Here is a 22,294-nt window from a genome sequence, read left to right as displayed (position 1 = left end):
GAGCAGACATGCGCGACACCAACTTCCTCGCCGCCAACAACGCCAAGCAGATCTGGCACCCCATGGCGCATCCGGCCGACATGCAGGCCAACCCGCCGCGCGTCGTCATGAAGGGCGAGGGCGCCCATGTCACCGATCTCGAAGGCCGCACGGTGCTCGATGCCGTCGGCGGCCTGTGGAACGTTAATCTCGGCTATAGCTGCGAGCCGATCAAGCGCGCCATCGCCGAGCAGCTCGACGAGCTGCCCTATTATTCCGGCTTTCGCGGCACCTCGACGGGCCCCTCCATCGAACTCGCCTGGGAGCTTACCCAGTGGTTCGAGCCGGAGGTCATGGCGCGTGCCTTCTTCACCTCCGGCGGATCGGATTCGGTCGAGACGGCGCTCAGGCTGGCGCGGCAATACTGGAAGATCAGGGGGCAGGGGGACCGCACCAAGTTCCTGGCGCTCAAGAAGGGCTATCACGGCACCCATTTCGGCGGCGCCTCGGTCAATGGCAACGCCAATTTCCGCCGCAATTACGAGCCGCTCATGCCGGGTGTCTTCCACATTCCCGCACCCTGCACCTACCGCAACCCATTCGACGAGACCGATCCCGAAAAGCTCGCCCGTCTGTGCGCCCGCGCGCTCGAGGACGAGATCGCCTTCCAGGGCGCCGACACCATCGCCGCCTTCATCATGGAGCCGGTGCTGGGCGCGGGCGGGGTGATCGTGCCGCATGAAAGCTTCATGCCGCTGGTGCGCGCGATCTGCGACCGACACGAGATCCTCCTGATCGCCGACGAAGTGGTCACCGGGTTCGGTCGCACGGGTGCCTGGTCGGGCTCGCGGGCGGTCGGCGTCAAACCCGACATGATGACCATCGCCAAGGCGATCACGTCGGGCTATTTCCCGCTCGGGGCGACGCTGATCGGCGGCGCGGTGGCCGAGGTGTTCGAGGCCGACAAGACCAGCTTCGGCGCCATCGGCCACGGCTACACCTATTCCGGCCATCCGGTCGGCTGTGCTGCGGGCATCGCCGCGCTCGCCGAGACCCGCCGGCTGAAGGTGAACGAAAACGCCGCCGCCAGGGGGCTTGAACTCGCCGCCGTGCTGGAGGAACTGAAGGCCCGGCACGAGGTCGTCGGCGACATACGCTGCAAGGGCCTGATGGCCGCCATCGAGCTCGTCTCGGACCGCGGCACCAAGAAGGCCGCCGACAAGGGCACAATGAAGCGCGTCTCGGATGCTGCCTACGAGGCGGGCGTCATGCTGCGCGTTTCCGGCTCCAACATCATCCTTTCGCCTCCGCTGATACTGACTTCCGGCGAAGTGCGCGAAATTGGCGAAGCGCTCGACGCGGGACTGAGCGCGATAGCATAGGAACAGCGCGCCACGATTGCCGGCACGTTCTGCCCATCGTTTCGCGGCGGTCGCGGGTGCGCGATGAACCAGACCGGCTGATGGGTGGACGGGGATAGCCTCGGGAACGCTGAGCCCTGTGGCTTTCAGAACACCAGCGAGCGGTGAATTTGGGCGCCGGCCCAGGCGCCATCGCCAACCGCGAGCGAGACGGAATGCGGCACGCGCGCGACATCGCCGCAGGCGAAGGCGCCGGAGACGCTTGTCTCTTTCGCCGCATCGGTCTTGATCTGCGATCCGAAGGGCGTTTCCTCCAGCTCGCAGCCGAGCGATTCCGCAAGTGGGGTCGCCGGCCGGTTGCGCGGCGCCGTGAAGAGCCCGGCGAAAGGCAGAAGCCGTCCGCCCGTCAAGCGGATGTCCGCCCCGCCTTCCAGTCTTGCGACCGTTTCTTCCTCGATGCCGACGCCACGCGCGCCAAGCTGCCTGCGCGCCTCCCCATCGAGCTCCAGCACGCCGTTCGTCAGCAGGGTCACTTCACCCCATTCCGGCAGGAGAAGCGCCTGGTGCAGCGAGCTTGGCCCTGCCGCAATCACGCCGATCCTGCCGCGATCCAGTTCGTAGCCGTGGCAGTAAGGGCAATGGAAAACGCTTTTGCCGCATCGTTCCGCCAGCCCGTCAATCTCCGGCAGCATATCGGAAACACCGGTTGCGAACAGGACGCGGCGGCCCTCCGCGCATCGTCCATCGGCGAGCGCGACGCCGAAGGCGTCGCGGCTTCCCTCCACCCGGCTGGCCGTTCCGTCGTGCCAGGCGAGTGTCTGGTAGCGCGAGAGTTGCGCGTGCGCGCGTTCCGCGATTTCGGCCGGATCGACGCCGTCCTGCGACAGGAAGCCGTGCGAGTGACTGGCGTAGCGGTTGCGCCGTTGGCCGGCGTCGATCACCAGCACCTGGCGCCGCGCGCGAAGCAATTGCAGGGCGGCAGCCATACCCGAATAGCTGCCGCCGATGACAATGACGTCGTATTGCATGGATCATGCCCCTCTTCGGTACGGGACGTTCGATTCGCATCGCAGGCGCCTCGGCCAGATCTTCCAGCGTCAGCACGTCGATGGGCGGCTGCCTGTTGCGTCCGGGTTTCCGGCCTTCCCTGGCAATCGCGGCGGACTGGAGCACGACGGGTTAAGCCGTCACGGTATAACATTTATCATTGACGAATGTAATAACGTAACGTAATCCGTCGTCAAGAGCGGAGGCTGAGGCAGCCGGCTGCGCGGGCGGGGTGCCGGACGGCCGAAGCTGAACGATCCAACCTTCTCAACGCGAAAACCGTAATAACATCAAGGAGAAGCCTTCATGAAACCAGTGTGGATGCCGGCTGCTGCCGCTGCGTTGGCCTTGGCATTATCGGCGAACGCCTCTGCAGAGGAAATGACCGCCTGGCGCCTGTTCATCGCCGATCAGGAGTCCGCCAGGGTGATTGTCCTGGATGCAATCGCTGGTGAACCCGTCGAGACATTCGAGGTCGAGAGTCCGGCGGCGCTGTATCGCAGCGAGAGCGGTCGCGTCGTATTCGCCCGCCAGGGAGAGGCCGGCCTGGTCACGGCCATTTCCAGCGGCATATCGTTCGACGACCACGGCGATCACGGCGACATCGATGTCGAGGCCCCGAAGTTGACGGGCACCGAGATCGCCGGCGACAAGCCGTCCCATTTCGTCGAGCATGACGGGGTGTTCGCCGCCTTCTTCGACGGCGAAGGCGTCGCGCGGATCGTCTCCGAGAAGGCGGTTCTGGAAGGAGGCTCCCAGTTCAGGGAGGTGAAGACCGATGTTCCGCATCACGGCGTCGCAGTCGCCTATGGCTCCCATGTGCTGCTGTCGGAACCGAACCGGGAAAACCCGGACGAACTTCCGGTCGGCATCCGGGTGGTCGATGAAGCCGGCGCGCAGGTGGGAGACGTCCATGCCTGCCCCGACCTCCATGGAGAGGCCTCTTCCGGCGACATCCTGGCTTTCGCCTGCGCAACGGGGCTGCTCGTAGTCACGCACGAAGGGGGGATGCCGCAGATCCGTCATCTGCCCTATGCCGACAGTCTGCCGGACGGCAAATCCACCACGCTCGCCGGCGGCAGAGGCCTGCAATATTTCCTCGGCAATTACGGCGCCGACGAGGTGGTGCTGATCGATCCCATGGAAAGCGATGCCTTTCGGCTGATCGAGCTGCCGACGCGCCGCGTGCATTTTGCGGTGGATCCGATCCGGGCAAGGTTCGCCTATGTCTTCACCGAGGACGGACAGCTTCACCAGGTCGACGTGATCAAGGGCGGGATTGCCAATTCGCTCGGGCTCACCGGTCCCTACTCGATGGACGGGCACTGGAGCGATCCGCGGCCGCGCATTGCAGTCGCCGGCGACAATATCTATGTCACCGACCCGCTGAACGGCGTTGTGCATTCCGTGGCGGCCGCCTCCTTCCAGAAGGCCGGTGAGATCGCGGTTGAGGGCAAGCCTTACAATATCGTCGCAGTCGGCGGCTCGGGCGAGGCGCACGAAGGCGAGGAAGCCCATGATGACCATGATCATGCTCACGATCACGATGCCGACCAGATCTACAAGGGCTATTTCGAGGATGACCAGATCAGGGAACGTGCCCTGTCAGACTGGGAAGGCGACTGGCAGTCGGTCTACCCCTACCTGCAGGACGGGACGCTCGACCCGGTCATGGAGCATAAGGCGCAAACGGGCGATAAGACCGCGGCGGAATATGAGGCCTATTACGAGGTCGGCTACAAAACCGACGTCGAGCGTATCGTGATCGATGGCGATACCGTCACGTTCTTCAACAACGGGCAGCCGCTCAGAGCCCGCTATGCGAGCGACGGCTATGAGATCCTGACCTACAAGAAGGGCAATCGCGGCGTGCGCTTCATCTTCGAAAAGACCGAGGGCGACGAGGCCGCGCCCCAGTACATCCAGTTCAGCGACCACAAGATCGCGCCGGCGGACGCCGACCACTATCACCTCTACTGGGGCGACGATCGCGCCGCTTTGCTGGAGGAAGTGACGAACTGGCCGACCTACTATCCTTCCTCCCTGAGCGCGGAGGACATCGTTGACGAGATGATGGCGCACTGACCGCGGGCGGCCGCTCGCGTCGCCGGCGCGGTGGAAATGTCGCCGAAGAGGATTGACAGGGAAGCCGCGGTTGGGGACGTTCGGGTTGGTTAAGGTTCTTCGGGCCGGATTCGTCCGGTCAGGAGCTAAGAGGGAATCCGGTGCCCCGATCCAGGGAAATCCGGAGCTGACCCGCAACTGTGAGCGGCGAGCCGCTTTGCCCTAGACGTCACTGGCCTTTTGGCCGGGAAGACAGGCAAGGCAGCGACGACCCGCAAGCCAGGAGACCTGCCTGACCGCATAGTGTTCCATGGCCGGGGACTGCCATGGGAGCGCGCGTTGTCGCAGACGCCTCGTGTCTGCACGGCCACGTTTCCCGATCCCCGTTCACGTCAGGTCGGGGATTTTTCATGCAAGAACCCTCTTCGCGCCACTCGGAAGCGCCGGCCAAGCCGGCCGGCAAGGCGGTGGTGCTGCTCACCAAGTCTGCCTTCGCAGCCGCGCCGCACGCGGAGATGAGGCGGCTGGCCGCCATTGCCTCCATGTTGCCGGGCGTTGCCGAGGCGGTCTCCTGCTATTGCGAACAGGGGCAGCCTTCTCTGCGCGATGCGCTGTTGTCACTGCGCGACAGCGGCCATGGCACGATCGTGATCGTGCCACTGATGCTGCCGATGGAGCCGAGCTTCCGCAACTGGATGACGCGCTCCCTGAAGCGGTGGCAGAGGGAGTTTCCGGGCGGCTGGCCGCCGATCCACATATCCCGCGATATCGCGCAAAGCCTTCACTTCGAGCCGCTCCTGGCCGCTCTGGTGGGTGGTGCGTCGGCGGAGATGCCGATCCCGCCGGCGGATCGGGAGGCGACGGAAGGCTCGCTGGTCCCTTCGCAGAAGCGCCGTGTGCTGGTTTGCGAGGGCGGCGCCTGCAATGCGGCCGGCGCGGACGTGATCTGGGGCCACCTACGCAACCGCCAGCAGGAGCGCAAACTCCGCATCACCGGCGATGGCACCATGACCGCAAAGTCGACTTGCCTCGGCCCCTGCAGTCTGGCGCCGGTGCTGCAGGTGTTTCCCGAAGGCACCTATTATGGCGGCGTCAGCGAGGCCGTCATCGACCGCATCGTCGAGCAGCATCTGCTCGGCGGAAAGGTCGTTTCCGATTTCGCCTACGCGCCCACGGGCCGCAAACAGCGGCTGCGTTCTGCGCCACCCCCGTCACTTGAACAATCCGAAACCTAGGAAGATGCTTCCATGCGATATTTCTCACGCCTTGTCCTTGCGGCTGCGACCATATCGGCAACCGCCATTTCTGCCATGCCCGCGCCGGTTCTGGCGCAGGAGGCGCTGAAGATCGGCGCCACCTTCCTGCTCGGCAGCGAGGACCCGACCGCCGGTTCGGCCGGCTGGGCGCTGGTCAGCCACGGGGTCGGCGAAAAGCTGTTCATGGTCGATAAGGACGGCAAGCTGGTGCCGGAGCTGGCCGCCACTGCGGAACGCACCGGCGATCTCGAATGGATAATCACGCTGCAGCCTGACCGCCGCTTCTCGGACGGCACGCCGGTGACGGCCGCCGCCTTCGCCGCCGGCTTCGCCAACACCTTCGCAAAGAGCAAGACGGCGGCTGCGACCGGCGGCAAGCTCAGCTTCGAGTCGACCGGCGAACTCACTCTGAAAGTGACTACGGAAAAGCCGGTGCCGCTCATCCAGGCGCTGTTCGCCGAATGGCCGCTGGTCGCCTATACGCTGAACGATGCTGGCGATGCCGTCTATACCGGCCCCTACGCAATCGCGGAGTTGCGGCCGGATTCGCATCTCGACCTGGTGCCCAACCAACATTTCGAAGGCGCCGGCGAGCGCTCGCCGATCACGCTGCGCAAGTTCGGCGACGCGCAGACCATGGCGCTCGCCTTCGAGACGGGCGAGCTTGACCTCGCCTTCGGCCTGCCGTCGGAGGTGCTGTCGCGGCTGAAAGCCAATCCCGGCCTGACGGTCAAGAGCTTCCCGGTCGGCTACCAGTATTTCGGCTTCCTCAACACCGAGCGACCGGCGCTCTCAGACCCGCTCGTCAGGCAGGCGGTCGATCTCGCCATCGATCGCGCGCAGCTCGTGGCCGCGATCAATGGCGGCCAGCCTGCGACCGGGGCCTTCGCACCCTACTTCGCGTTTGCGCCGCGAGAGCCGCGCTCGACCGATCTGGACAAGGCCTCGGCCCTGCTCGATGAAGCAGGCTGGACCGTGGGCGCCGACGGCATCCGCGTCAAGGACGGCGAGCGGCTTCATCTGCAAGTCTTCGCCTATCCGCAGCGGCCGGATCTTGTCACCATGCTGCCGGTGGTGAAAGCAGCACTGGCCAAGGTCGGCATCGAGATTGGCACGCAGGTGGTGGAGAATCTCAACGAGGTCGCCGCTTCCGGCGAGTTCGACATCTTCCTATGGGCGCAGCACACCGCGCCCAGCGGTGACCCGGCCTTCTTCCTCAATTCGATGCTGAGGAGCGATGGGCCGCTCAACCACGCCCGCTATGACAGTGAGGAATTCGACGCCATCATCGCCCGCTTCTCGTCCTCGGGCGAGGCGAAGCGGCGCGCCGAGATCGCGCTCGACGCGCAGCAGAAGCTGTTTGAAGATGTGCCGGTCACCTTTCTGGTCTCGCCCTCCTGGCATGTAGGCGTGTCGGAGCGGCTGGCGGACTATGAGCCGTGGGGTTCGGACTATCATGTTATCCGGCCCGACATGGGCGAGACGCGGTAACGGGCTTCTTGAGCGCCATCATCATCCGGATCGGCTTGCGTTCGGCCGCCAGCCTGCTGGCGGTCTCGGCGCTGGCTTTTCTGGTCGTCGCCTTCATGCCGTCCGACCCGGTCATGATCGCGATCCAGGCCTGGAACCTGCCGGTCGACGGAGCCACCGTGAACGCGTTGCGCGTGGAATGGGGCCTCGATCGGCCGTTGCCGGTCCGTTACGCGATATGGCTGTCGGATTTCGTCACTGGCGACTGGGGGCGCTCGTTCCGCACCGGCAGTCCGGTGCTGGAGGAGTTTCTCGCGCGGCTGCCGCTGTCGCTCGGCATCGGGTTGGGCGGCCTGATATTGGCCGCCCTTGCGGCCGTGCCGCTTGGCTTTGCGGCAGCAATCAGACCAGATGGGCTGGCCGACCGGCTTAGCCGGCTGCTCGCCGTGACCGTGCAGGCGGTGCCGGCATTCTGGATCGGCCTTGTGCTGATCTGGGTTCTCGGCGTCAAATTGCGCCTGATCAGCCCGTTCTCCGGGGGGCCGGACGTGTTGATCCTTACCGCCTCGCTGGTAGCGCTGCATTCCACCGGCATGCTTGCCCGCGTCTATCGCCGCGATCTCGTCGGCCAGGCCGGCCAGCCCTATTTCCGCACGGCGCTCGCCAAGGGTCTGACGCGCCGCCAGGCGCTTTGGCGCCATGGCCACCGCAGCGCGGTCTACGCGCTGCTGTCAGCGATCCGCTCCGAGGCCGGCTGGGCGATTGGCGCGACCGCCGCTCTCGAAGTCCTGTTCGGGCTGCCCGGCATCAGCCAGTTTCTCGTCCAGAGCATCGGCGCGCGCGACTACTATGTGCTCCTCGCCTACATCATGGTCATCGCGACCTGGATGCTGGCGATGAATGGTGGCGTGGAGCTAGCCTTGCGGCGGCTCGACCCGCGCTCGGCCCGATGAAGGGCAAGCTCGCCATCTGCGCCTTTTGCGGCCTCGTCGTTCTCGCCGGCGGTTTCTGGCAGCCGCACGATCCGGATGCGGTGGATCTGACTCTGCGGCACGCGGCGCCCTCGTTCACGCACCCGCTCGGGACCGACCATCTCGGCCGCGATCTCGCTTCGCGCATGCTGATCGCCGGCTGGCGTACGGCCTCGGTCGTGCTCGCCGTCGGCGCGATCGGCTTCATCGGCGGCTCGCTGATCGGCACCGCGGCTGCGATCCTGGGAGGCTGGCGCGAGCAGGTCACGCTGCGCGCCGCCGAGCTATTCATCGTCGTGCCAACGATGATCTGGGCGCTGACCGCTGCGGCGATTTTCGGTCTGTCGCCCGCGACGGCCGGCATCGCGCTCGGCCTCGCCGGCGTCGGCCCCTACGCGCTCTTTTCAAATTCGCTGGCGCACCGGGTGCTAGGGCAATCCTTCGTGCACGCCGCAAGGGCGCTCGGCGTATCGACGCCGCGTCTCATGCTGCGTCACGTCCTACCCAACACGCTGCCGATCATCTTGGCCCATACCGGCAGCCAGGCGGGGCAATCGGTGGTGGCGTATGCATCGCTCGCCTTCATCGGCCTTGGCTCCGACCCGTCGAAACCGGACTGGGGTTCGATGCTCTATGAATACCGCATGTTCATGTTCGACGATCCCATGCTGATGATCTGGCCCGGGTTGGCGATCGCAGCCGTCACTTTGGCGCTCAACCTGGGACTGGACCGCCGGTAGGTTGGCCCAGACCGGGATTGTCTGCATCAGCGTGATCCAGCCACACGAGCGAGGCGGCATCGAGTTCGAACCATGAAAGGAAGCAGGAAGTGAGATCGGGAATGGGCGCAAGCTGGCTGACCTGACTTGATTGATCGCAGCCGATCGCAACCCTATAGTTTCTTTGATCGACTTTGAGGATAGCATGGGCCGGCTTTGGTCAACAGCGTTGGGCGCTTCAGTACTGGGCGCGTTCGTTTGCGTGCTGATCGGTTCGGTGGTGGCGGCCGCCTACACCTATCGGTGGATGCATGAGGATGTGCCCCAGCATAGCCGGCTGCTCGAATGGGACGACGCTGCGGTCGTGGCGCAGGGGAAAACGCTTTATGCCACGAACTGTGCCGGGTGCCACGGCGCCAATGGTGAAGGTCAGACCGCAGCAAGCGGCGCCCCGCTTGCGCCGCCGCACGACGGCAGCGGACACACCTGGCAGCATCCCGACTTCGCGCTTGTCCAGCTCACAAAAGACGGGGTGTCCACGGCCGCTTGCCTGACCCTGGACGAGAACGCCATGCCAAGATTCGAGCAGGCGCTGACCGATAGGGAGATCCTGGACATTCTATCCTACATCAAGTCGACCTGGCCTGCCGCGATCCGAGCCAAGCACGACGAGATCAACAGCCTCTACAGCAGCCAGAACGCTGCAATAGGCGATCTGCTCGATTTGCCGCCCGGGCGCCGCCAGAACTGATCTAGGCGCGGCCATCGCTAGCGGTGGCGACCTTCACCACCGCGCCTGCGCGCAGGAGGGTTTCCTGCAGCAAGCTGGGCGGGGCGCGATCGTCACAATGCCTTACAATGCAGTCAGCGGTTCGACCGTCCGGCCAGGCCAGCGGTCCAAGTTCATCTGCTTGACGCCATCCTGGCGTTCATCCGTTCGATCGAAGAGCGTGAGCGCTTCCAGGTCAGCTCGCAATGGCTGGAGATCCCCGCGCACTCAAGGCGTCTGCAGATACTGGACTATGGTGATTGCCGCCGGAACCGAGGCGAAGGAGAGGATGGTGGCCACAAGAAGCGCGGTGGCCGTGACAAGCGCCATGCCGCTTCTCTGGCCAAGAAGGGGATAGATGCTGAGCATGGGCACAGAGGCGAAGATCACGCCGCCGATGAGCGTCGTTTGGCTGATGCCGGGCGCGAGGCTGAGCGCGGCGAAGATGATCAGGGGATGCAGCAGCAGCTTGCCGGCGACGACCAGGCTCACCCTGCGATAGACGCCGGCGAGCGGCAGCGAGGCGATGGTGCCGCCGATCACGAACAGCGCGATCGGCGCTGCGATGCGCGCTAGCATCTCGATCGCCGAGGAGGCGACGTCGGGCACCGGCACCCCGACGACGGTGACCAGAACCGCCGCGAACATCGCCAGGACAATGGGGTTGCGAAGGGCGTTGCGGCCGGACTGCGCCAGTGCCGGCCGCCAGCCATCGCCGCCGCCGGCGCGTGCCGAGTCGGCAATCGCCATGGCCAGAGGGATGAGCGTGAGATTCTCGATGAGCATGCACTGGGCAAGGAGAGCGCCGGCAGGAGCGCCGACAACCGTCAGCGCAATCGGATAGCCCATGAAGGCGCTGTTGGAATTTGCCATGCCGAGGCCGGCAATGGCGGAATGCCCGGTTTCCATGCCCAGGAAGCGGCGGGCGGCGAGCATGCCGATCACGAAGACGAGCAAGGAGCCGCCGGCATAGGCGAGGATGAACGACCAGCTTACCGCTTCGGCAAGCGGGACCGTCGTCAGCGCGTTGAAGATGAGGGCCGGAAGGGCGATCTTCACGACGAAATCGCTAACCGGCTTTATCTGCTTGGCGGCCACATAGCCGCTTCGAATGGCGACGAAACCGACGATTATGACCGCAAAAAGCGGGAGAATGGAGGGCAATAGCGCCATTTAAGGGTGCTTTTCGGCTGGGAATTCTCAGAAGCGGCTCGGTTTTACGGTCCCTCCCGAGGCTGCCGCCTCCTTGATGGCGTCGATGACGGCCAGCGTCTTCAGCCCCTCCCGGCCGGAGACGACCGGGCTGGCGCGCCCGGCCACGACGTCGGCTAGGTTCTGCACCTGCAACACCAGCGGGTCGGCGGATTGGCGCGTCAGCGGGGTTCGGCCGATGGGCTCCCACCAGCTTGGCTTGCCGGTATGCGACCAGAGCGCCGCGTTCGGCAACTCCAGCGAGCTTTGCGTGCCGCCGATCCAGTAGCAGGTCGCCTCGGTCGGCGGATAGGCGGGGTTCTCGCGCGAGGAGAGCTCCCAGCTCCACGGCGACACGATGCTGTCCGAGACGGTGAAGGTGCCGATCGCGCCATTGTCGAAGGTCATCAGCATGCCGGCCGCGTCTTCGACCTCGTTGCCGCGGATCGCGTTGGTCTCGATGGCCTGGACGGACGCGACCTCACCGACGAGGTGGCGCATGAGGTCGATGTCGTGGATGAAATTGAGATAGACGGGACCGGCGCCCTTCTGACGACGCCAGGAGACGTCGAAATATTCGTCAGGCTTCATTGCCCAAAACATGCCATGCGCACCAACGATCCGGCCCAGATCGCCGGCCTCGATCCGGGCCTTGGCAGCCTGGACCAGCGGGTTATGGCGGCGGTGGTGACCGGTGAGAAGGGGAACGTTCAGCGCCTCGGCGCGCTCGACGAGCTGGAGCGCGCCGGCAAGATCGGTGGCCAGCGGCTTTTCCACCAGCAGCGGGACGCCGGCCTCGACGCATTGAAGTCCGCCTTCCACATGGTGCTGATTGGGCGTTGCCAGTATCACGGCGTCCGGGCTTCCAGCCGAGAAGGCATCCTTCAGGCTGGCGAAGCAAGGGATATTCTCCCGCTCGGCAAAGGCGGCCGCGCTGCCCGAGGGGTCGACGATGCCGGCCAGTTCGGCCTCGCGGCACGACCTGATGGCCTCGATGTGGCGCACCCCCATGACCCCGGCGCCGGCCACCGCAATGCGCACCGCCATTACTGCCCTCCCAGAAGCCGGGCCATGCGCTGCACGGCAAGCTGATACCCCTGGGTGCCGAAGCCGGCGATGACGCCGTCTGCCCGCAGCGAGACGTAGGAGTGGTGCCGGAAGCTCTCGCGCTTGTGCACATTGGAGATATGCACTTCGAGAACCGGCCCCTCAAACGCGTTGAGTGCGTCGAGGATGGCGACCGAGGTGTGGGTGAACGCTCCCGGATTTATGACGATGCCCGCCCCGCTGTCGCGCGCTTCGTGGATCAGGTCGATGATCGCGCCTTCGTGGTTGGACTGGTGGAAGGCGATCTCGAGCCCTGCATCCGACGCCACCTGGCGGCAGGCGCTTTCCACGTCGGCCAGTGTCTCATGCCCGTAGATTTCCGGCTGACGCTTGCCGAGGAGGTTGAGGTTGGGCCCGTTCAATATGTAGATTTTCTTTGGCATGATAATTCTGTCAGCTTTTCCGGTTGGACAATGGGTCGATGGCGATGATGCCATGTTGGGCTGGAAGGCGTGCGGGCGTCACTTTGACGATTCCCTCGGCGAGCGCGCCAGAAGGGCCGCCCGCAGGCTGGCGCCCGTGCGGCCGATATGGGCGCGCAACAACTCTGTGGCTTCGTCGGCACGCCGGGCCATCGCAGCTTCGGCGATCCTGCGGTGTTCTTCGTCAGGATAGGCGTTGCCGACATTCGGCTCGAGGAAGATGCGGCGGTAACGGTCGTTGAGATTGTGAAGCATGCGGCAGAACCCTATCAGATGGGGCATGCCGCAGCCATCGATCAGGGCCAGGTGGAAATCGGCATGGGCGCGTTGCCATGTCTCGACGTCGCTTGCCGCCTCACCATTCCGTTCGCCGCGCGTGAGCTTGTAGAGCGCGCCCGCGACGCGGCCCTCCCAGTTCAAATCCCCCGACTGGATGGCATAGCCCAAGGCAAGCGTTTCCAGGTCGGTGCGCAGGCGGACGATTTCGTCCAGGTCCTGCAGGGAGATCGAGGTGACGCGATAGCCTCGCTGGTCCTCAAAGACGACGAGCCCGTCGGCGGCCAGCCGCGACATCGCCTCGCGAAGCGGCGTCACGCTGGTGGCGAACTGCTCGCGAACGCGATCGAGGTTGATCTTCTCGTCGGGCGCGATGTCGCCCCGCAGGATGGACGCCCGCAATTGTGCCGCGATGCGGCTGGACAGCGTTTCCTTTCGAGTGTCGGCGCGCGCGCTCATGTCGTCTTTCAGGCTGTTTGGAGAAATAATCAATTATTTTCCGAATATCACAAGAAAGGCCCTATGGCAAAAGCGACAAGCTCTGCTAGTTTCACTTCATGCTAGACCAAGAATCCATCCCGTCTGTCGGCGAGCAGGCATATCGTTTGATCCGCAACGACATCATTTTCGGGCGGCTTGCACCCGGTGCGCGGCTGCGGCTGGAAAAGCTGCGCGACCGCTACAAGGTGAGCATCACCACGCTTCGCGAAATCCTTGCACGCCTTGCCGCGGACGGCTTTGTGAGAGCCGAGGGCCAGAAGGGATTCGCCGTCGCGCCCGTGTCCGACGAGGACCTGACGGATATCGCGAAACTGCGCATTCTGCTGGAAAGCCATGCGCTGGAGCAGTCCTTCGCCGACGGCGACGTGGACTGGGAGGCATCCGTGGTGGCCGCCCATCACAAGCTGAACGTGATGGAGCGCAAAATGATCAGCGGCGACCTGTCGGTGCGCGAGACATGGAAGCGCTACGACTGGGAATTCCACAGGGCGCTTATCCAGGCATGCGGGTTGCGGCTGCTGCTGGCCACGCACGGGGAGGTTTTTGATAAATACCTTCGCTATCAGATGCTTACGCTGACCTTTCGGGGCGAAGAGGCGGCCAGGGACCACCGCGATCTGATGCAGGCGGCACTGTCGCGCGATGCCGAGGCGGGTAAGGCCATTTTGCGCCGGCACATCTTGAGCGGTGTCGAGCACTCGGTTCAGGCGCGTATGGCTGAACGCCGGTCTGCCTGACGAAAAGTCTATCATCCTACAAAACATAGATCGTGTATTGAAAACACTGCCCGCCTGTGCGACGTTGAGGTGGCTGGGGCCGGCAAGGCCAACTCAAAAAGCATTCCCGGGAGGAACAAATGAAATATTCCATCACTCGCCGCGCTCTCTTGGCGACGGCCGCCTTTTCGGTGGCGGGCTCGATGCTCGCCGGCGCCGCGATGGCGCAGGACAAGATCGTCATCCGCATGTCGACGCCGGCTACGGCCACCGACCAGCGCTCCGTTGCGCTCGAAGAGGCGTTCGGGCCGGCCGTGTCCGAATTCGCCGAGTATCAGCCGAACTACAATGCGACGATGTTCAAGCAGGGCACGGAGCTCGAAGCCATCGCGCGCGGCAATCTGGAAATGTCGATCACCTCGGCGCAGGAGCTGGCGACGATCTTCCCCGAGTTCTCGATTTTCACCGCGGGCTATCTGCACCGCGATGCCGAGCATCAGGTGAAGGTCTTCAATGCCGACTTCATGGAGCCGATGAAGAAGAAGGTCGAGGAAGAGCTCGGTGTGAAGCTGCTTTCGGTCGTCTATCTGGGCCGCCGACACGTCAATCTGAAGCCGGAGAAGAAGATCAGCACGCCGGCCGACCTGGCGGGCATCCAGCTTCGCATGCCGGGAACCGAGGCATGGCTGTTCCTCGGCTCGGCACTCGGCGCGGACCCGGTGCCGCTGGCCTTTACCGAGGTCTATACGGCGTTGCAGACCGGCGCCATCGACGGGCAGGACAATCCGCTGCCGACCGTCAAAGACTCCAAGTTCTATGAGGTGACGAGCCAGATCGTGCTGACGAGCCATCTCGTCGATCTCAATTACATCGCCTTCTCCAAGGAGCTTTGGGACAGCCTGACGCCGGAGCAGCAGGAAGCGGTGCAGAAGGGTGCGGACGCGGCGGCAGATCTCGGGCGCCAGCGCCAGTTGGAGCTTGAGGAGGAACTTGTGGCGTTCATGCGCGAGCAGGGTCTGGAAGTCTATGAGCCCGATATCGAGGCCTTCCGCACCCATGTGCAGAAGGCCTACCTGGAATCGGAGTTCGCCAAGGACTGGCCCGAGGGAATGATCGACAAGATCAACGCGATCGAGTAGCGGGCTCTATCGATGGCTTCCGTCATCCGGTTTTTCCGGGCGCGGGCCGAGAACGTGGCGGTGGGCATGCTCGCCGCCATGTTTCTCATATTCATCCTTCAGATCACTGCACGCTACGTGTTTCGCAGCCCGCTCGGCTGGACGGTCGAGCTGAGCCTGACGCTGTGGCTGTGGCTGGTGTTCTGGGGTAGCGCGTTCGTTCTGGACGACCGGGACCACGTCAAGTTCGACGTGATCTACCTGGCGGTGGGCAAGCGGATGCGGAAGCTTTTCGCCATCGTTTCAGCGCTGGCCATAATCGTCGGTTTTGCCGCGGCCCTCCCGGACACGATCGACTACATCACCTTCTACAAGATAAAAAAGAGCGCCATCCTGCGCATTCGGCTGGACTATGTCTTCTCGATCTATGCGGTTTTCGCCGTCGCCGTCACCGCAGCCTATGCTTTGCGTGTCGTCCGCATATGGCGCGGCGTCGAGGATTTGAGCGGCGGCGATCCATCGCCCGGCCAGGAGGCTGAATAATGAGCTTGGCGCTTGGCGCGTGTCTTCTCGTGCTTTTCCTTCTGGCGGGCATCGGAATGCCCGTCGCCTATGCGCTGATCCTTGCGGCGACCGCCTATCTGGCCGTGGGCGGGCAGGACCTGGCGCTGGCGGGCGAGCAGATCATCCAGGGCCTTTACGACAGTTTCATTTTGCTGGCCGTGCCGCTCTTCATCGTCGCCGCCAACATCATGAATGCCGGCACGATCTCCGAGCGCCTGCTGAAATTCTGCGTGGCGCTCGTCGGCCGCTTCAAAGGTGGGCTCGGCCATGTGAACGTCGTCGCGTCGCTGATCTTCTCCGGCATGTCCGGCTCCGCCGTGGCCGACGCCGCCGGGATCGGCAAGATCATCATCGAAATGATGGTGAAATCCGGCCACTATACGCGCGGCTATGCGGCGGCGATCACGGCTGCCTCGGCGACCATCGGGCCGATCATCCCGCCGTCGATCCCGATGGTGCTCTATGCGCTGATCTCCGACAGTTCGATTGGCTATCTCTTCCTGGCCGGCATCGTTCCGGGCCTCGTGATGGGCGCGGTGCTGATGGCGATGAACGTCATCATCGCCTATCGCAGGGGCTTCGAGACCGATGAGGTGGTGCCGTTTGCCGAGCTGCCGAAGCTGACGGTTCGGGCATTTCCGGCGCTCCTCATGCCCGTCATCCTGCTCTATGGCATCTATGGCGGCATCACCACGCCGACGGAAGCGGCGGCTGTCGCCGCCTTCTATGCGCTTCTCCTGGCAAGCGTGTTCTATCGCGCGCTGAGCTGGCGGTCGCTCTATGCCGTGCTGGCGGAGAGCGCGCGGTCGTCGGCTGCCGTCGGACTGGTGATCGGCGGGGCGCTGATCTTCAACTATATCGTTGCCAACGAGAATATTCCGGGGCGGATGGCCGGGGCGCTGGTGGGGCTGGAGATGGACCCCATCATCTTCCTGCTTTTGATCAACTTCCTGTTCCTGCTGCTTGGCTGCTTTCTGGACGCCACCACGATCATCCTGGTCATCGTGCCGCTCTTCATTCCGACCTGCCGGCTTCTGGGCATCGACCTCATCCATTTCGGGGTCGTGGCGGTGGTCAATATGATGATCGGCCTGATCACGCCGCCCTATGGCATTCTGCTTTTCGTCATCAATGCGGTGACGGGCATTCCGCTCGGCGAGATCATCCGCAACGTGCTGCCGTTCTTCGTCGTGCTGGTGGGGGCGCTGCTGGTTCTCATCTTCTCGCCCGACATGGTGCTGTGGCTGCCCCGCGTCTTCGGCTATCAGGGATGAGCTTGGCCATGCTTGCCGGGGAAGCCAGGCCGGGACGGGTGAAGCTGGGGCTCGTTGGCGACAATATCCGGGCCTCGCGCTCGCCTGCGCTGCATCGCATCTGCGGCGCGCTTTCGGGTCTGGAGGTCAGCTACGATCTCTATATTCCGCCCCATCTCGGCCTGACATTCGAGGAGACCTTTTCCCGCTGCCTGGCGGACGGGCTGGCCGGGTTCAATGTGACGTTGCCCTACAAGGAGCGCGTCATGCGGCTGGTCGAGGTTGCGGATCCGAACATCGCCCGTATCGGCGCCGTCAACGCAGTCAAGCCGACGGCCGAGGGCGCCCGCGGATTCAACACCGACTATTCCGGCTTCATCTCGGCGTTCCGGGCGGCCTTCGGAGAGCGGAAACCCGGCATCGTCGCGCTGATCGGCGGCGGCGGCGTGGGGAAGGCCATCGCATTCGCTCTCGTCGTGCTCGGGGCCGACGAAATCCGCGTGGTCGACCGCGACCTGCCCAAGGCCGAGGCGCTGGCACGCGCGCTGAGCGCAGCCGGCGCGGCAAGGGCCGTCGCGGAAGCCGACGTGCAGACCGCCATGGCTGGCGCCGACGGGGCGGTGAACGGCACGCCGCTCGGCATGACGGGTTATCCCGGCTCGCCCGCCAAGGACGCTGATTTCGCCGGCCAGTCCTGGGCCTTCGATGCAGTGTATACGCCGGCGGAAACGCTCTTCAAGCGGCAGGCGGAGGCTGCTGGCCTCGATTTCATCAGCGGCTATGAACTGTTTTTTCATCAGGGTGTGGATGCGTTCGAGATATTCACCGGAACAAAAGTGAGCGATCTCGACACACTGCGCCGGCGCCTGCTGCTCGAAAGCTGAGCGCTCCCCTATCCAACACGGCGGCCGGTTCTTCCAGGCTTCCTCCCGGCCGCTCGGCAGCCGGAAAAATTGTCGTGGGCGGGCGTGGAAACCATTGTCAAAGCCGCTATACTCATATCTGGTATTACATTGGTATCCAGAGATTGCGGCGGCTTCAGCTGCGGCGAAAGTTAAGCGGGAGAGATCGACATGGCGGAAGCCGGCAAGACGTCCTTGATGTATGCCGAGACGGCCGAGGCCGCCGCCGCCGTGGAGCGCCTTCTGTCGAGCGAGGCGAAGACCTTCGCCGAGCTGGGGCGTATCCTTTCGGCGAGACGGCCGCCCGTCGTGACGGTGGCCGCCCGCGGCTCCTCGGATCACGCAGTGAGCTTCTTCAAATATCTGTTCGAGATCAGCGCCGGCATCCCGGTCGCTTCCATCGGCCCCTCGGTCGCATCGGTCTACCATGCGCGGCTTCATCTGCCTGGCGCGCTGCACCTGACGGTATCGCAGTCGGGAGCGAGCCCCGACATCATCGCCGTCCAGGAGGCGGCCAAGAGCGGCGGGGCCACCACCGTCGCCATCGTCAATGTCGCCGACAGTCCGCTCGCCCGCTCCGCCGATATCGTGATTCCCATACACGCGGGGAAGGAGCGCAGCGTGGCGGCCACCAAGAGCTTCATCGCATCGGCCGCCGCCCTCGCCGCCCTTGCGCAGTCGGCCACCGGCAGCGATGGGCTGGCTGCCGGCCTGCAGCGCTTGCCGGGTGCGCTCGATAAGGCCTGTTCGGCCGACTATGAGCCTGCCCTGCCGACGCTGGTGCTCGCCCGATCGGTCTATGCGACGGGGCGCGGACCCGGCTTTGCCATCGCTCTGGAGGCAGCGCTCAAGGCAAAGGAGACCGCCAAGCTGCACGCCGAGGCTTTTTCGCTGGCTGAGCTCATACACGGTCCCATGCAACTGATCGACGAGGGCTTTCCGGTGCTGGCCTTCGTCCCGGAGGACGAGGCGCTGGCATCCAGCAGACAGGTGCTGGACCGGCTGGCGGGGATGGGTGCGCGCGTCTTTGCCATATCCTCGCGCCAGGTGGTCGCCGAGACCATCACGGCGCCTTCGACCGGCAATGGCCATCTCGATCCCCTTCCCGCGCTGATCGCCTATTACCGGATGATCGAGCGCGTGGCGCGGGAACGGGGATATGACCCGGATGCGCCCGACAAGCTGAGCAAGGTAACGGAGACGCTTTAATGAGGAGCATGGTTCTGACCGGTGCGCGCATCTTCGACGGTGAGCGCACGCTCGCAGGTCATGCGCTTGTCGTCGAAGAGGGACGCATCAGGGCCATCGTGCCGGAAGCAGAAGCCGCGGGACGGGCGGATGTGCGGCTTCTTGACGGAGGGCTGCTCGCCCCCGGCTTCATCGACGTACAGGTCAATGGCGGCGGCGGCCGCATGCTCAACAATGATCCGACGGCAGAGACGATGGGGGTGATCGCCCGCGGGCATCGGGCCTATGGCACCACTGCGCTGCTGCCCACGCTGATAACCGATACGCGGGAGGTGACAGTCCAGGCGATCGCGGCGGCCTGCGAGGCGGCAAGGTCCGAGCCGGGCGTGATCGGGCTGCACCTTGAAGGACCCCACCTGGCACCGGCGCGCCGGGGCGCGCATCTGCCGGAACTCATGCGGCCGCTCGGGGACGATGATGTGGACGCGATTTGCGACGCGGCCGGAAAGATGCCGGTCCTGCACATCACGCTTGCCTGTGAGCAGGCATCGCCCGCCCGGGTGAGACGGCTTACCGAGGCAGGCGTCATCGTCAGCCTTGGGCACACGGACTGTACCAGCGAGACGGCAATCGGCCTGTTCCAAGCCGGCGCTCGGGGCGTCACCCATCTGTTTAACGCCATGAGCGGCCTGTCGCACCGCGCGCCCGGTCTGGTGGGGGCTGCACTCGACCACGGCCCGGCCTGGGGCGGGATCATAGCGGATGGGCATCATGTCGATCCGATCGCGCTGAGAATCGCGCTGCGGGCGAAGCGAGGCCCCGGCCGGCTTTTCCACGTCACCGACGCCATGGCACTGGTGGGCAGTGAAGCTCACAGCTTCCAGATCAACAGGCGGGCTGTGCGCCGTGAAGCCGGCGCGGTTTGTTCCAGGCTGGTGCTCGATGACGGAACGCTGGCAGGTTCCGATCTCGACATGGCTTCGGCCGTACGTTTCGGCGTCGAGGTGCTCGAGTTGCCGCTCGAGGAATCGCTCCGGATGGCGAGCGCCTATCCCGCCGATTATCTCGGCATCGGCCGCGACCATGGCTACCTGAAGTCGGGTTCGCGCGCCGACATCGTATGGCTCGACGACCATATCCGCGTCAGGCAGAGCTGGGTCGGCGGCGAAGGCTGAGACCCTGCTTTATCGCTTGCCGTTTCGGAAGAGCTGGTCCCAGAAATCGTAGAAGACAAGCACCAGCACGAAGCCGGTGACGACGAAAAGCGCCGGCCTCGGCACCGAAAAGACGAAAATGCCGAGATAACCCGTCAGGGTCGCCAGGGCCGCCGCTGCGATTATGCGATCCAACATTGCTCGCGCCTCCTCAACGCCCGTAAACCAGTTGCGGAAGCCAGTAGATGATGGCCGGCACGTTGTAGAGCAGGATCATCGTCAGGAAGACCATGGCGACATAGGGCAGGGACCCAGAGAATATCTGGGTGAGTTGCACGCCGGGTGGCGCGATGCCCTTCAGATAATAGGCCGACATGGCCATGGGCGGGGTCAGAAACGACGTCTGAAGGTTGAGCGCGATGAGGATACCGAAGAACAACGGGTCGATGTCGAACATCGGCAGCAATGGCAGGAAGATCGGGACAAAGATGATGATGATCTCCGACCATTCCAGAGGCCAGCCGAGCAGGAAGATGATGAGCTGCGCCAGAAGCAGGAACTGGAGCGGCGTCAGGCTGAGGCCTTCCACGAATTCGCGGACAAGCTGCTCTCCCCCCAGATAGGAAAAGACCGAGGCGAAGACCCAGGAGCCGACGAAGAGCCAGCAGACCATCGCCGTGGTCTTGACCGTCAAGTAGACCGATTCCTGCAGCCGCCGCCATGTCAGTGCCCTATAGGCCATGGCTAGAAGCAGGCCGCCCAGCGCACCGATCGCTGCAGCTTCGGACGGCGTGGCAAAGCCGAAAAGGATCGCGCCCAGCACGGCCGTGATGAGGAAAGCAAGCGGGAAGAAGGATGTCAAAAGCATCCAGACCACCTGGAACAAGCCGATGTCTTCGCCGAGCTTTTCCGCCTTTGGCGCCAAGCCGGGCTGGATGATGGCGCGGATGACGATGTAGATCAGGTACATGCCGGCAAGCAGGAAGCCCGGCAGCAAGGCGCCTGCATAGAGCCTGACGATCGATACGCCGGATGTCGCCGCATAGACGATGAGCATGATCGAGGGCGGGATGAGAATGCCCAGAGTGCCGCCGGCACAGATGACGCCGGAGGCGAAGCGCGTGTCGTAGCGGGCCTTCAGCATGGCCGGAAACGCGAGCAGCCCCATCAGCGTTACCACGGCTCCCACGATGCCTGTTGCGGTCGCGAAAAGCGTGCAGGTGATGAGCGCGGCCACCGCCATCGACCCGGGCAGCCGGCGCGTGGTTACGCTCAGCGTCTGGAACAAGCGGTCCACGATGTTGGCGCGCTCGACGACGTAGCCCATGAACAGGAACAGCGGCACCGCCGTCAGCACGTCGTTGGCCATGACCGAATAGGTCTGGTTGACGAAAAGATCGAAGACTCGGTTGTTGAGGAAACCGCCGATATAGTTCTGGACGAGGGTGAAAGCGCCGGCGTCCTCTTGCAGGGCCCTCGTGTAGGACATCCACATGCGGCCGGCATCGTAATAGGCGTAGTAGCCGAAGCCGATGCCCATGGCCATGAGGGTAAAGGCGATGGGGAAACCCAGAAGAATGATGAAGATGAAAATGCCGAGCATCGCCACGGCGACTTGCGGGTCGGTCATGACCGTGGCTCCCTTCGATCCACGATGTCGATGGATTCGCTGCCGTGACGCAGTGCCTCGGCGCCCTTCTTCTGCAGGATGGTTTCAAGCTCCTCGACATCTTCGGCGTAGGGCGGCCACTCGCCGGTGCGGATGGTGATGATGCAGCGGAAGACCTGGGCGATGCCCTGGATGAACAGCAGGATGCCGGCGGCGATTATGACCGATTTGAACTGGTAGATCGGCACATTGGCCGGGCTCATGTTCGACACTTCCAGATAGCGCCAGGAGCGCCCGGCGTATTTCCAGCCGGAGAAGACGAGCGCCAGCACCCCGGGAAAGAAGAAGATGAAATACAGTACCAGTTCCACCTTGGCCTGGGTCCTTGCGGACCAGAGCCTGTAGATGAAGTCGCCGCGCACATGGCCGTCGCGCGAAAGCGTGTAGGCGCCAGCCATCATGAACAGCGTTCCATACATGATGTAGGTGAGGTCGAACGCCCAGACGGTGGGCGCCCGGAACGCATAGCGCACGACGACCTCGTAGCTGACCGCGAGCGTCATCAGGACGACGCACCACGCGAAAGCCTTGCCGAACCACGCGGAGACGGTATCGGCGAAGTGGATATATCTGTGCATCTGAGTTCTCTGTTCCCGG

Annotated in this window: 22 protein-coding genes and 1 riboswitch; of the genes, 14 read left to right on the top strand and 8 right to left on the bottom strand. The window is 64.2% G+C overall.

Features of this window, described 5'->3' with window-relative positions:
* Nucleotides 1-8 precede the first annotated feature (8 nt).
* On the top strand, nt 9-1,361 hold the full coding sequence (locus tag NTH_RS07210; protein WP_338529386.1) for an aminotransferase class III-fold pyridoxal phosphate-dependent enzyme: 1,353 nt from the start codon (nt 9-11) through the stop codon (nt 1,359-1,361).
* Nucleotides 1,362-1,486: 125 nt separating this feature from the next.
* Here the strand turns inward: NTH_RS07210 and NTH_RS07205 are convergent, their stop codons facing one another.
* The gene (locus NTH_RS07205) at nt 1,487-2,368 is read right to left on the bottom strand and encodes an NAD(P)/FAD-dependent oxidoreductase (RefSeq protein ID WP_338529385.1); all 882 of its coding nucleotides are present in this window, start codon (nt 2,366-2,368) and stop codon (nt 1,487-1,489) included.
* A 325-nt stretch (nt 2,369-2,693) separates the two neighbouring features.
* Between NTH_RS07205 and aztD the strand changes: the two genes are divergently transcribed.
* From aztD to NTH_RS07170, 6 genes are all read left to right on the top strand, one after another.
* Nucleotides 2,694-4,472: a zinc metallochaperone AztD gene (gene aztD, locus NTH_RS07200; RefSeq protein ID WP_422392362.1), complete on the top strand. Its 1,779-nt coding sequence runs from the start codon at nt 2,694-2,696 to the stop codon at nt 4,470-4,472.
* 75 nt (nt 4,473-4,547) lie between these two features.
* Nucleotides 4,548-4,761: riboswitch (cobalamin riboswitch) on the top strand.
* A gap of 100 nt (nt 4,762-4,861) precedes the next feature.
* Nucleotides 4,862-5,686 carry a (2Fe-2S) ferredoxin domain-containing protein gene (locus NTH_RS07190; protein ID WP_338529384.1) on the top strand — a complete coding sequence of 275 codons (825 nt, stop codon included), beginning with the start codon at nt 4,862-4,864 and terminating at the stop codon, nt 5,684-5,686.
* 12 nt (nt 5,687-5,698) lie between these two features.
* Complete coding sequence (locus NTH_RS07185; RefSeq protein ID WP_338529383.1) at nt 5,699-7,198, top strand: ABC transporter substrate-binding protein; 1,500 nt, start codon at nt 5,699-5,701, stop codon at nt 7,196-7,198.
* Nucleotides 7,199-7,206: 8 nt separating this feature from the next.
* Complete coding sequence (locus NTH_RS07180; protein ID WP_338529382.1) at nt 7,207-8,130, top strand: ABC transporter permease; 924 nt, start codon at nt 7,207-7,209, stop codon at nt 8,128-8,130.
* Nucleotides 8,127-8,888: an ABC transporter permease gene (locus tag NTH_RS07175; protein WP_338529381.1), complete on the top strand. Its 762-nt coding sequence runs from the start codon at nt 8,127-8,129 to the stop codon at nt 8,886-8,888. The genes NTH_RS07180 and NTH_RS07175 overlap by 4 nt, the downstream gene beginning before the upstream one ends.
* 184 nt (nt 8,889-9,072) lie before the next feature.
* Entirely contained in the window at nt 9,073-9,618 is a 546-nt protein-coding gene (locus NTH_RS07170; protein ID WP_338529380.1) for a c-type cytochrome, read from the top strand.
* A gap of 246 nt (nt 9,619-9,864) precedes the next feature.
* Here the strand turns inward: NTH_RS07170 and NTH_RS07165 are convergent, their stop codons facing one another.
* The 4 genes from NTH_RS07165 to NTH_RS07150 form a co-directional block, all read right to left on the bottom strand.
* Nucleotides 9,865-10,809, bottom strand: a complete 945-nt coding sequence (locus NTH_RS07165) for an AEC family transporter (RefSeq protein WP_338529379.1) — start codon at nt 10,807-10,809, stop codon at nt 9,865-9,867.
* Between the two features lie 27 nt (nt 10,810-10,836).
* On the bottom strand, nt 10,837-11,874 hold the full coding sequence (locus NTH_RS07160) for a Gfo/Idh/MocA family protein (RefSeq protein ID WP_338529378.1): 1,038 nt from the start codon (nt 11,872-11,874) through the stop codon (nt 10,837-10,839).
* A complete protein-coding gene (gene aroQ / locus NTH_RS07155; protein ID WP_338529377.1) occupies nt 11,874-12,317 on the bottom strand; it encodes a type II 3-dehydroquinate dehydratase in 444 nt (147 codons plus the stop codon). Before aroQ ends, NTH_RS07160 begins: the two co-directional genes overlap by 1 nt.
* Nucleotides 12,318-12,395: 78 nt before the next feature.
* A complete protein-coding gene (locus tag NTH_RS07150) occupies nt 12,396-13,091 on the bottom strand; it encodes a GntR family transcriptional regulator (RefSeq protein ID WP_338529376.1) in 696 nt (231 codons plus the stop codon).
* 98 nt (nt 13,092-13,189) lie between these two features.
* Here NTH_RS07150 and NTH_RS07145 point away from each other — a divergent pair, with 98 nt between their 5' ends.
* From NTH_RS07145 to nagA, 7 genes are all read left to right on the top strand, one after another.
* The gene (locus NTH_RS07145) at nt 13,190-13,870 is read left to right on the top strand and encodes a GntR family transcriptional regulator (protein WP_338529375.1); all 681 of its coding nucleotides are present in this window, start codon (nt 13,190-13,192) and stop codon (nt 13,868-13,870) included.
* Nucleotides 13,871-13,989: 119 nt separating this feature from the next.
* The gene (gene dctP, locus NTH_RS07140) at nt 13,990-14,988 is read left to right on the top strand and encodes a TRAP transporter substrate-binding protein DctP (RefSeq protein ID WP_338529374.1); all 999 of its coding nucleotides are present in this window, start codon (nt 13,990-13,992) and stop codon (nt 14,986-14,988) included.
* Nucleotides 14,989-15,000: 12 nt separating this feature from the next.
* Nucleotides 15,001-15,510 carry a TRAP transporter small permease gene (locus NTH_RS07135; RefSeq protein ID WP_338529373.1) on the top strand — a complete coding sequence of 170 codons (510 nt, stop codon included), beginning with the start codon at nt 15,001-15,003 and terminating at the stop codon, nt 15,508-15,510.
* A complete protein-coding gene (locus NTH_RS07130) occupies nt 15,510-16,805 on the top strand; it encodes a TRAP transporter large permease (RefSeq protein WP_338529372.1) in 1,296 nt (431 codons plus the stop codon). The genes NTH_RS07135 and NTH_RS07130 overlap by 1 nt, the downstream gene beginning before the upstream one ends.
* Nucleotides 16,802-17,668 (top strand): shikimate dehydrogenase, encoded by an 867-nt coding sequence (locus tag NTH_RS07125; RefSeq protein ID WP_338529371.1) that lies wholly within the window; start codon nt 16,802-16,804, stop codon nt 17,666-17,668. The genes NTH_RS07130 and NTH_RS07125 overlap by 4 nt, the downstream gene beginning before the upstream one ends.
* 189 nt (nt 17,669-17,857) lie before the next feature.
* The gene (locus NTH_RS07120; RefSeq protein ID WP_338529370.1) at nt 17,858-18,895 is read left to right on the top strand and encodes an SIS domain-containing protein; all 1,038 of its coding nucleotides are present in this window, start codon (nt 17,858-17,860) and stop codon (nt 18,893-18,895) included.
* On the top strand, nt 18,895-20,049 hold the full coding sequence (gene nagA / locus NTH_RS07115) for an N-acetylglucosamine-6-phosphate deacetylase (protein ID WP_338529369.1): 1,155 nt from the start codon (nt 18,895-18,897) through the stop codon (nt 20,047-20,049). The genes NTH_RS07120 and nagA overlap by 1 nt, the downstream gene beginning before the upstream one ends.
* Nucleotides 20,050-20,058: 9 nt before the next feature.
* Here the strand turns inward: nagA and NTH_RS07110 are convergent, their stop codons facing one another.
* Genes NTH_RS07110 through NTH_RS07100 form a run of 3 tightly spaced genes read right to left on the bottom strand, consistent with a single transcriptional unit; the run spans nt 20,059 to nt 22,275 of the window.
* The gene (locus NTH_RS07110) at nt 20,059-20,226 is read right to left on the bottom strand and encodes a hypothetical protein (protein ID WP_338529368.1); all 168 of its coding nucleotides are present in this window, start codon (nt 20,224-20,226) and stop codon (nt 20,059-20,061) included.
* Nucleotides 20,227-20,239: 13 nt separating this feature from the next.
* Nucleotides 20,240-21,658 carry a TRAP transporter large permease gene (locus NTH_RS07105; protein WP_338529367.1) on the bottom strand — a complete coding sequence of 473 codons (1,419 nt, stop codon included), beginning with the start codon at nt 21,656-21,658 and terminating at the stop codon, nt 20,240-20,242.
* The gene (locus tag NTH_RS07100) at nt 21,655-22,275 is read right to left on the bottom strand and encodes a TRAP transporter small permease subunit (RefSeq protein ID WP_338529366.1); all 621 of its coding nucleotides are present in this window, start codon (nt 22,273-22,275) and stop codon (nt 21,655-21,657) included. The genes NTH_RS07105 and NTH_RS07100 overlap by 4 nt, the downstream gene beginning before the upstream one ends.
* Nucleotides 22,276-22,294: the final 19 nt, after the last annotated feature.

Origin of the sequence: Nitratireductor thuwali (assembly GCF_036621415.1) — a bacterium.
In the GTDB taxonomy this organism is placed as follows: domain Bacteria; phylum Pseudomonadota; class Alphaproteobacteria; order Rhizobiales; family Rhizobiaceae; genus Chelativorans; species Chelativorans thuwali.
This window is presented reverse-complemented; position numbering and strand designations above follow the sequence as displayed.

Excerpts from the sequence above, each read along its gene's own strand:
- NTH_RS07210 (WP_338529386.1), top strand. The coding sequence starts at position 9 with ATGCGCGACACCAACTTCCTCGCCGCCAACAACGCCAAGCAGATCTGG.
- NTH_RS07205 (WP_338529385.1), bottom strand. The coding sequence starts at position 2,368 with ATGCAATACGACGTCATTGTCATCGGCGGCAGCTATTCGGGTATGGCT.
- aztD (WP_422392362.1), top strand. The coding sequence starts at position 2,694 with ATGAAACCAGTGTGGATGCCGGCTGCTGCCGCTGCGTTGGCCTTGGCA.
- NTH_RS07190 (WP_338529384.1), top strand. The coding sequence starts at position 4,862 with ATGCAAGAACCCTCTTCGCGCCACTCGGAAGCGCCGGCCAAGCCGGCC.
- NTH_RS07185 (WP_338529383.1), top strand. The coding sequence starts at position 5,699 with ATGCGATATTTCTCACGCCTTGTCCTTGCGGCTGCGACCATATCGGCA.
- NTH_RS07175 (WP_338529381.1), top strand. The coding sequence starts at position 8,127 with ATGAAGGGCAAGCTCGCCATCTGCGCCTTTTGCGGCCTCGTCGTTCTC.
- NTH_RS07170 (WP_338529380.1), top strand. The coding sequence starts at position 9,073 with ATGGGCCGGCTTTGGTCAACAGCGTTGGGCGCTTCAGTACTGGGCGCG.
- NTH_RS07165 (WP_338529379.1), bottom strand. The coding sequence starts at position 10,809 with ATGGCGCTATTGCCCTCCATTCTCCCGCTTTTTGCGGTCATAATCGTC.
- NTH_RS07160 (WP_338529378.1), bottom strand. The coding sequence starts at position 11,874 with ATGGCGGTGCGCATTGCGGTGGCCGGCGCCGGGGTCATGGGGGTGCGC.
- aroQ (WP_338529377.1), bottom strand. The coding sequence starts at position 12,317 with ATGCCAAAGAAAATCTACATATTGAACGGGCCCAACCTCAACCTCCTC.
- NTH_RS07150 (WP_338529376.1), bottom strand. The coding sequence starts at position 13,091 with ATGAGCGCGCGCGCCGACACTCGAAAGGAAACGCTGTCCAGCCGCATC.
- NTH_RS07145 (WP_338529375.1), top strand. The coding sequence starts at position 13,190 with ATGCTAGACCAAGAATCCATCCCGTCTGTCGGCGAGCAGGCATATCGT.
- dctP (WP_338529374.1), top strand. The coding sequence starts at position 13,990 with ATGAAATATTCCATCACTCGCCGCGCTCTCTTGGCGACGGCCGCCTTT.
- NTH_RS07135 (WP_338529373.1), top strand. The coding sequence starts at position 15,001 with ATGGCTTCCGTCATCCGGTTTTTCCGGGCGCGGGCCGAGAACGTGGCG.
- NTH_RS07130 (WP_338529372.1), top strand. The coding sequence starts at position 15,510 with ATGAGCTTGGCGCTTGGCGCGTGTCTTCTCGTGCTTTTCCTTCTGGCG.
- NTH_RS07125 (WP_338529371.1), top strand. The coding sequence starts at position 16,802 with ATGAGCTTGGCCATGCTTGCCGGGGAAGCCAGGCCGGGACGGGTGAAG.
- NTH_RS07120 (WP_338529370.1), top strand. The coding sequence starts at position 17,858 with ATGGCGGAAGCCGGCAAGACGTCCTTGATGTATGCCGAGACGGCCGAG.
- nagA (WP_338529369.1), top strand. The coding sequence starts at position 18,895 with ATGAGGAGCATGGTTCTGACCGGTGCGCGCATCTTCGACGGTGAGCGC.
- NTH_RS07110 (WP_338529368.1), bottom strand. The coding sequence starts at position 20,226 with ATGTTGGATCGCATAATCGCAGCGGCGGCCCTGGCGACCCTGACGGGT.
- NTH_RS07105 (WP_338529367.1), bottom strand. The coding sequence starts at position 21,658 with ATGACCGACCCGCAAGTCGCCGTGGCGATGCTCGGCATTTTCATCTTC.
- NTH_RS07100 (WP_338529366.1), bottom strand. The coding sequence starts at position 22,275 with ATGCACAGATATATCCACTTCGCCGATACCGTCTCCGCGTGGTTCGGC.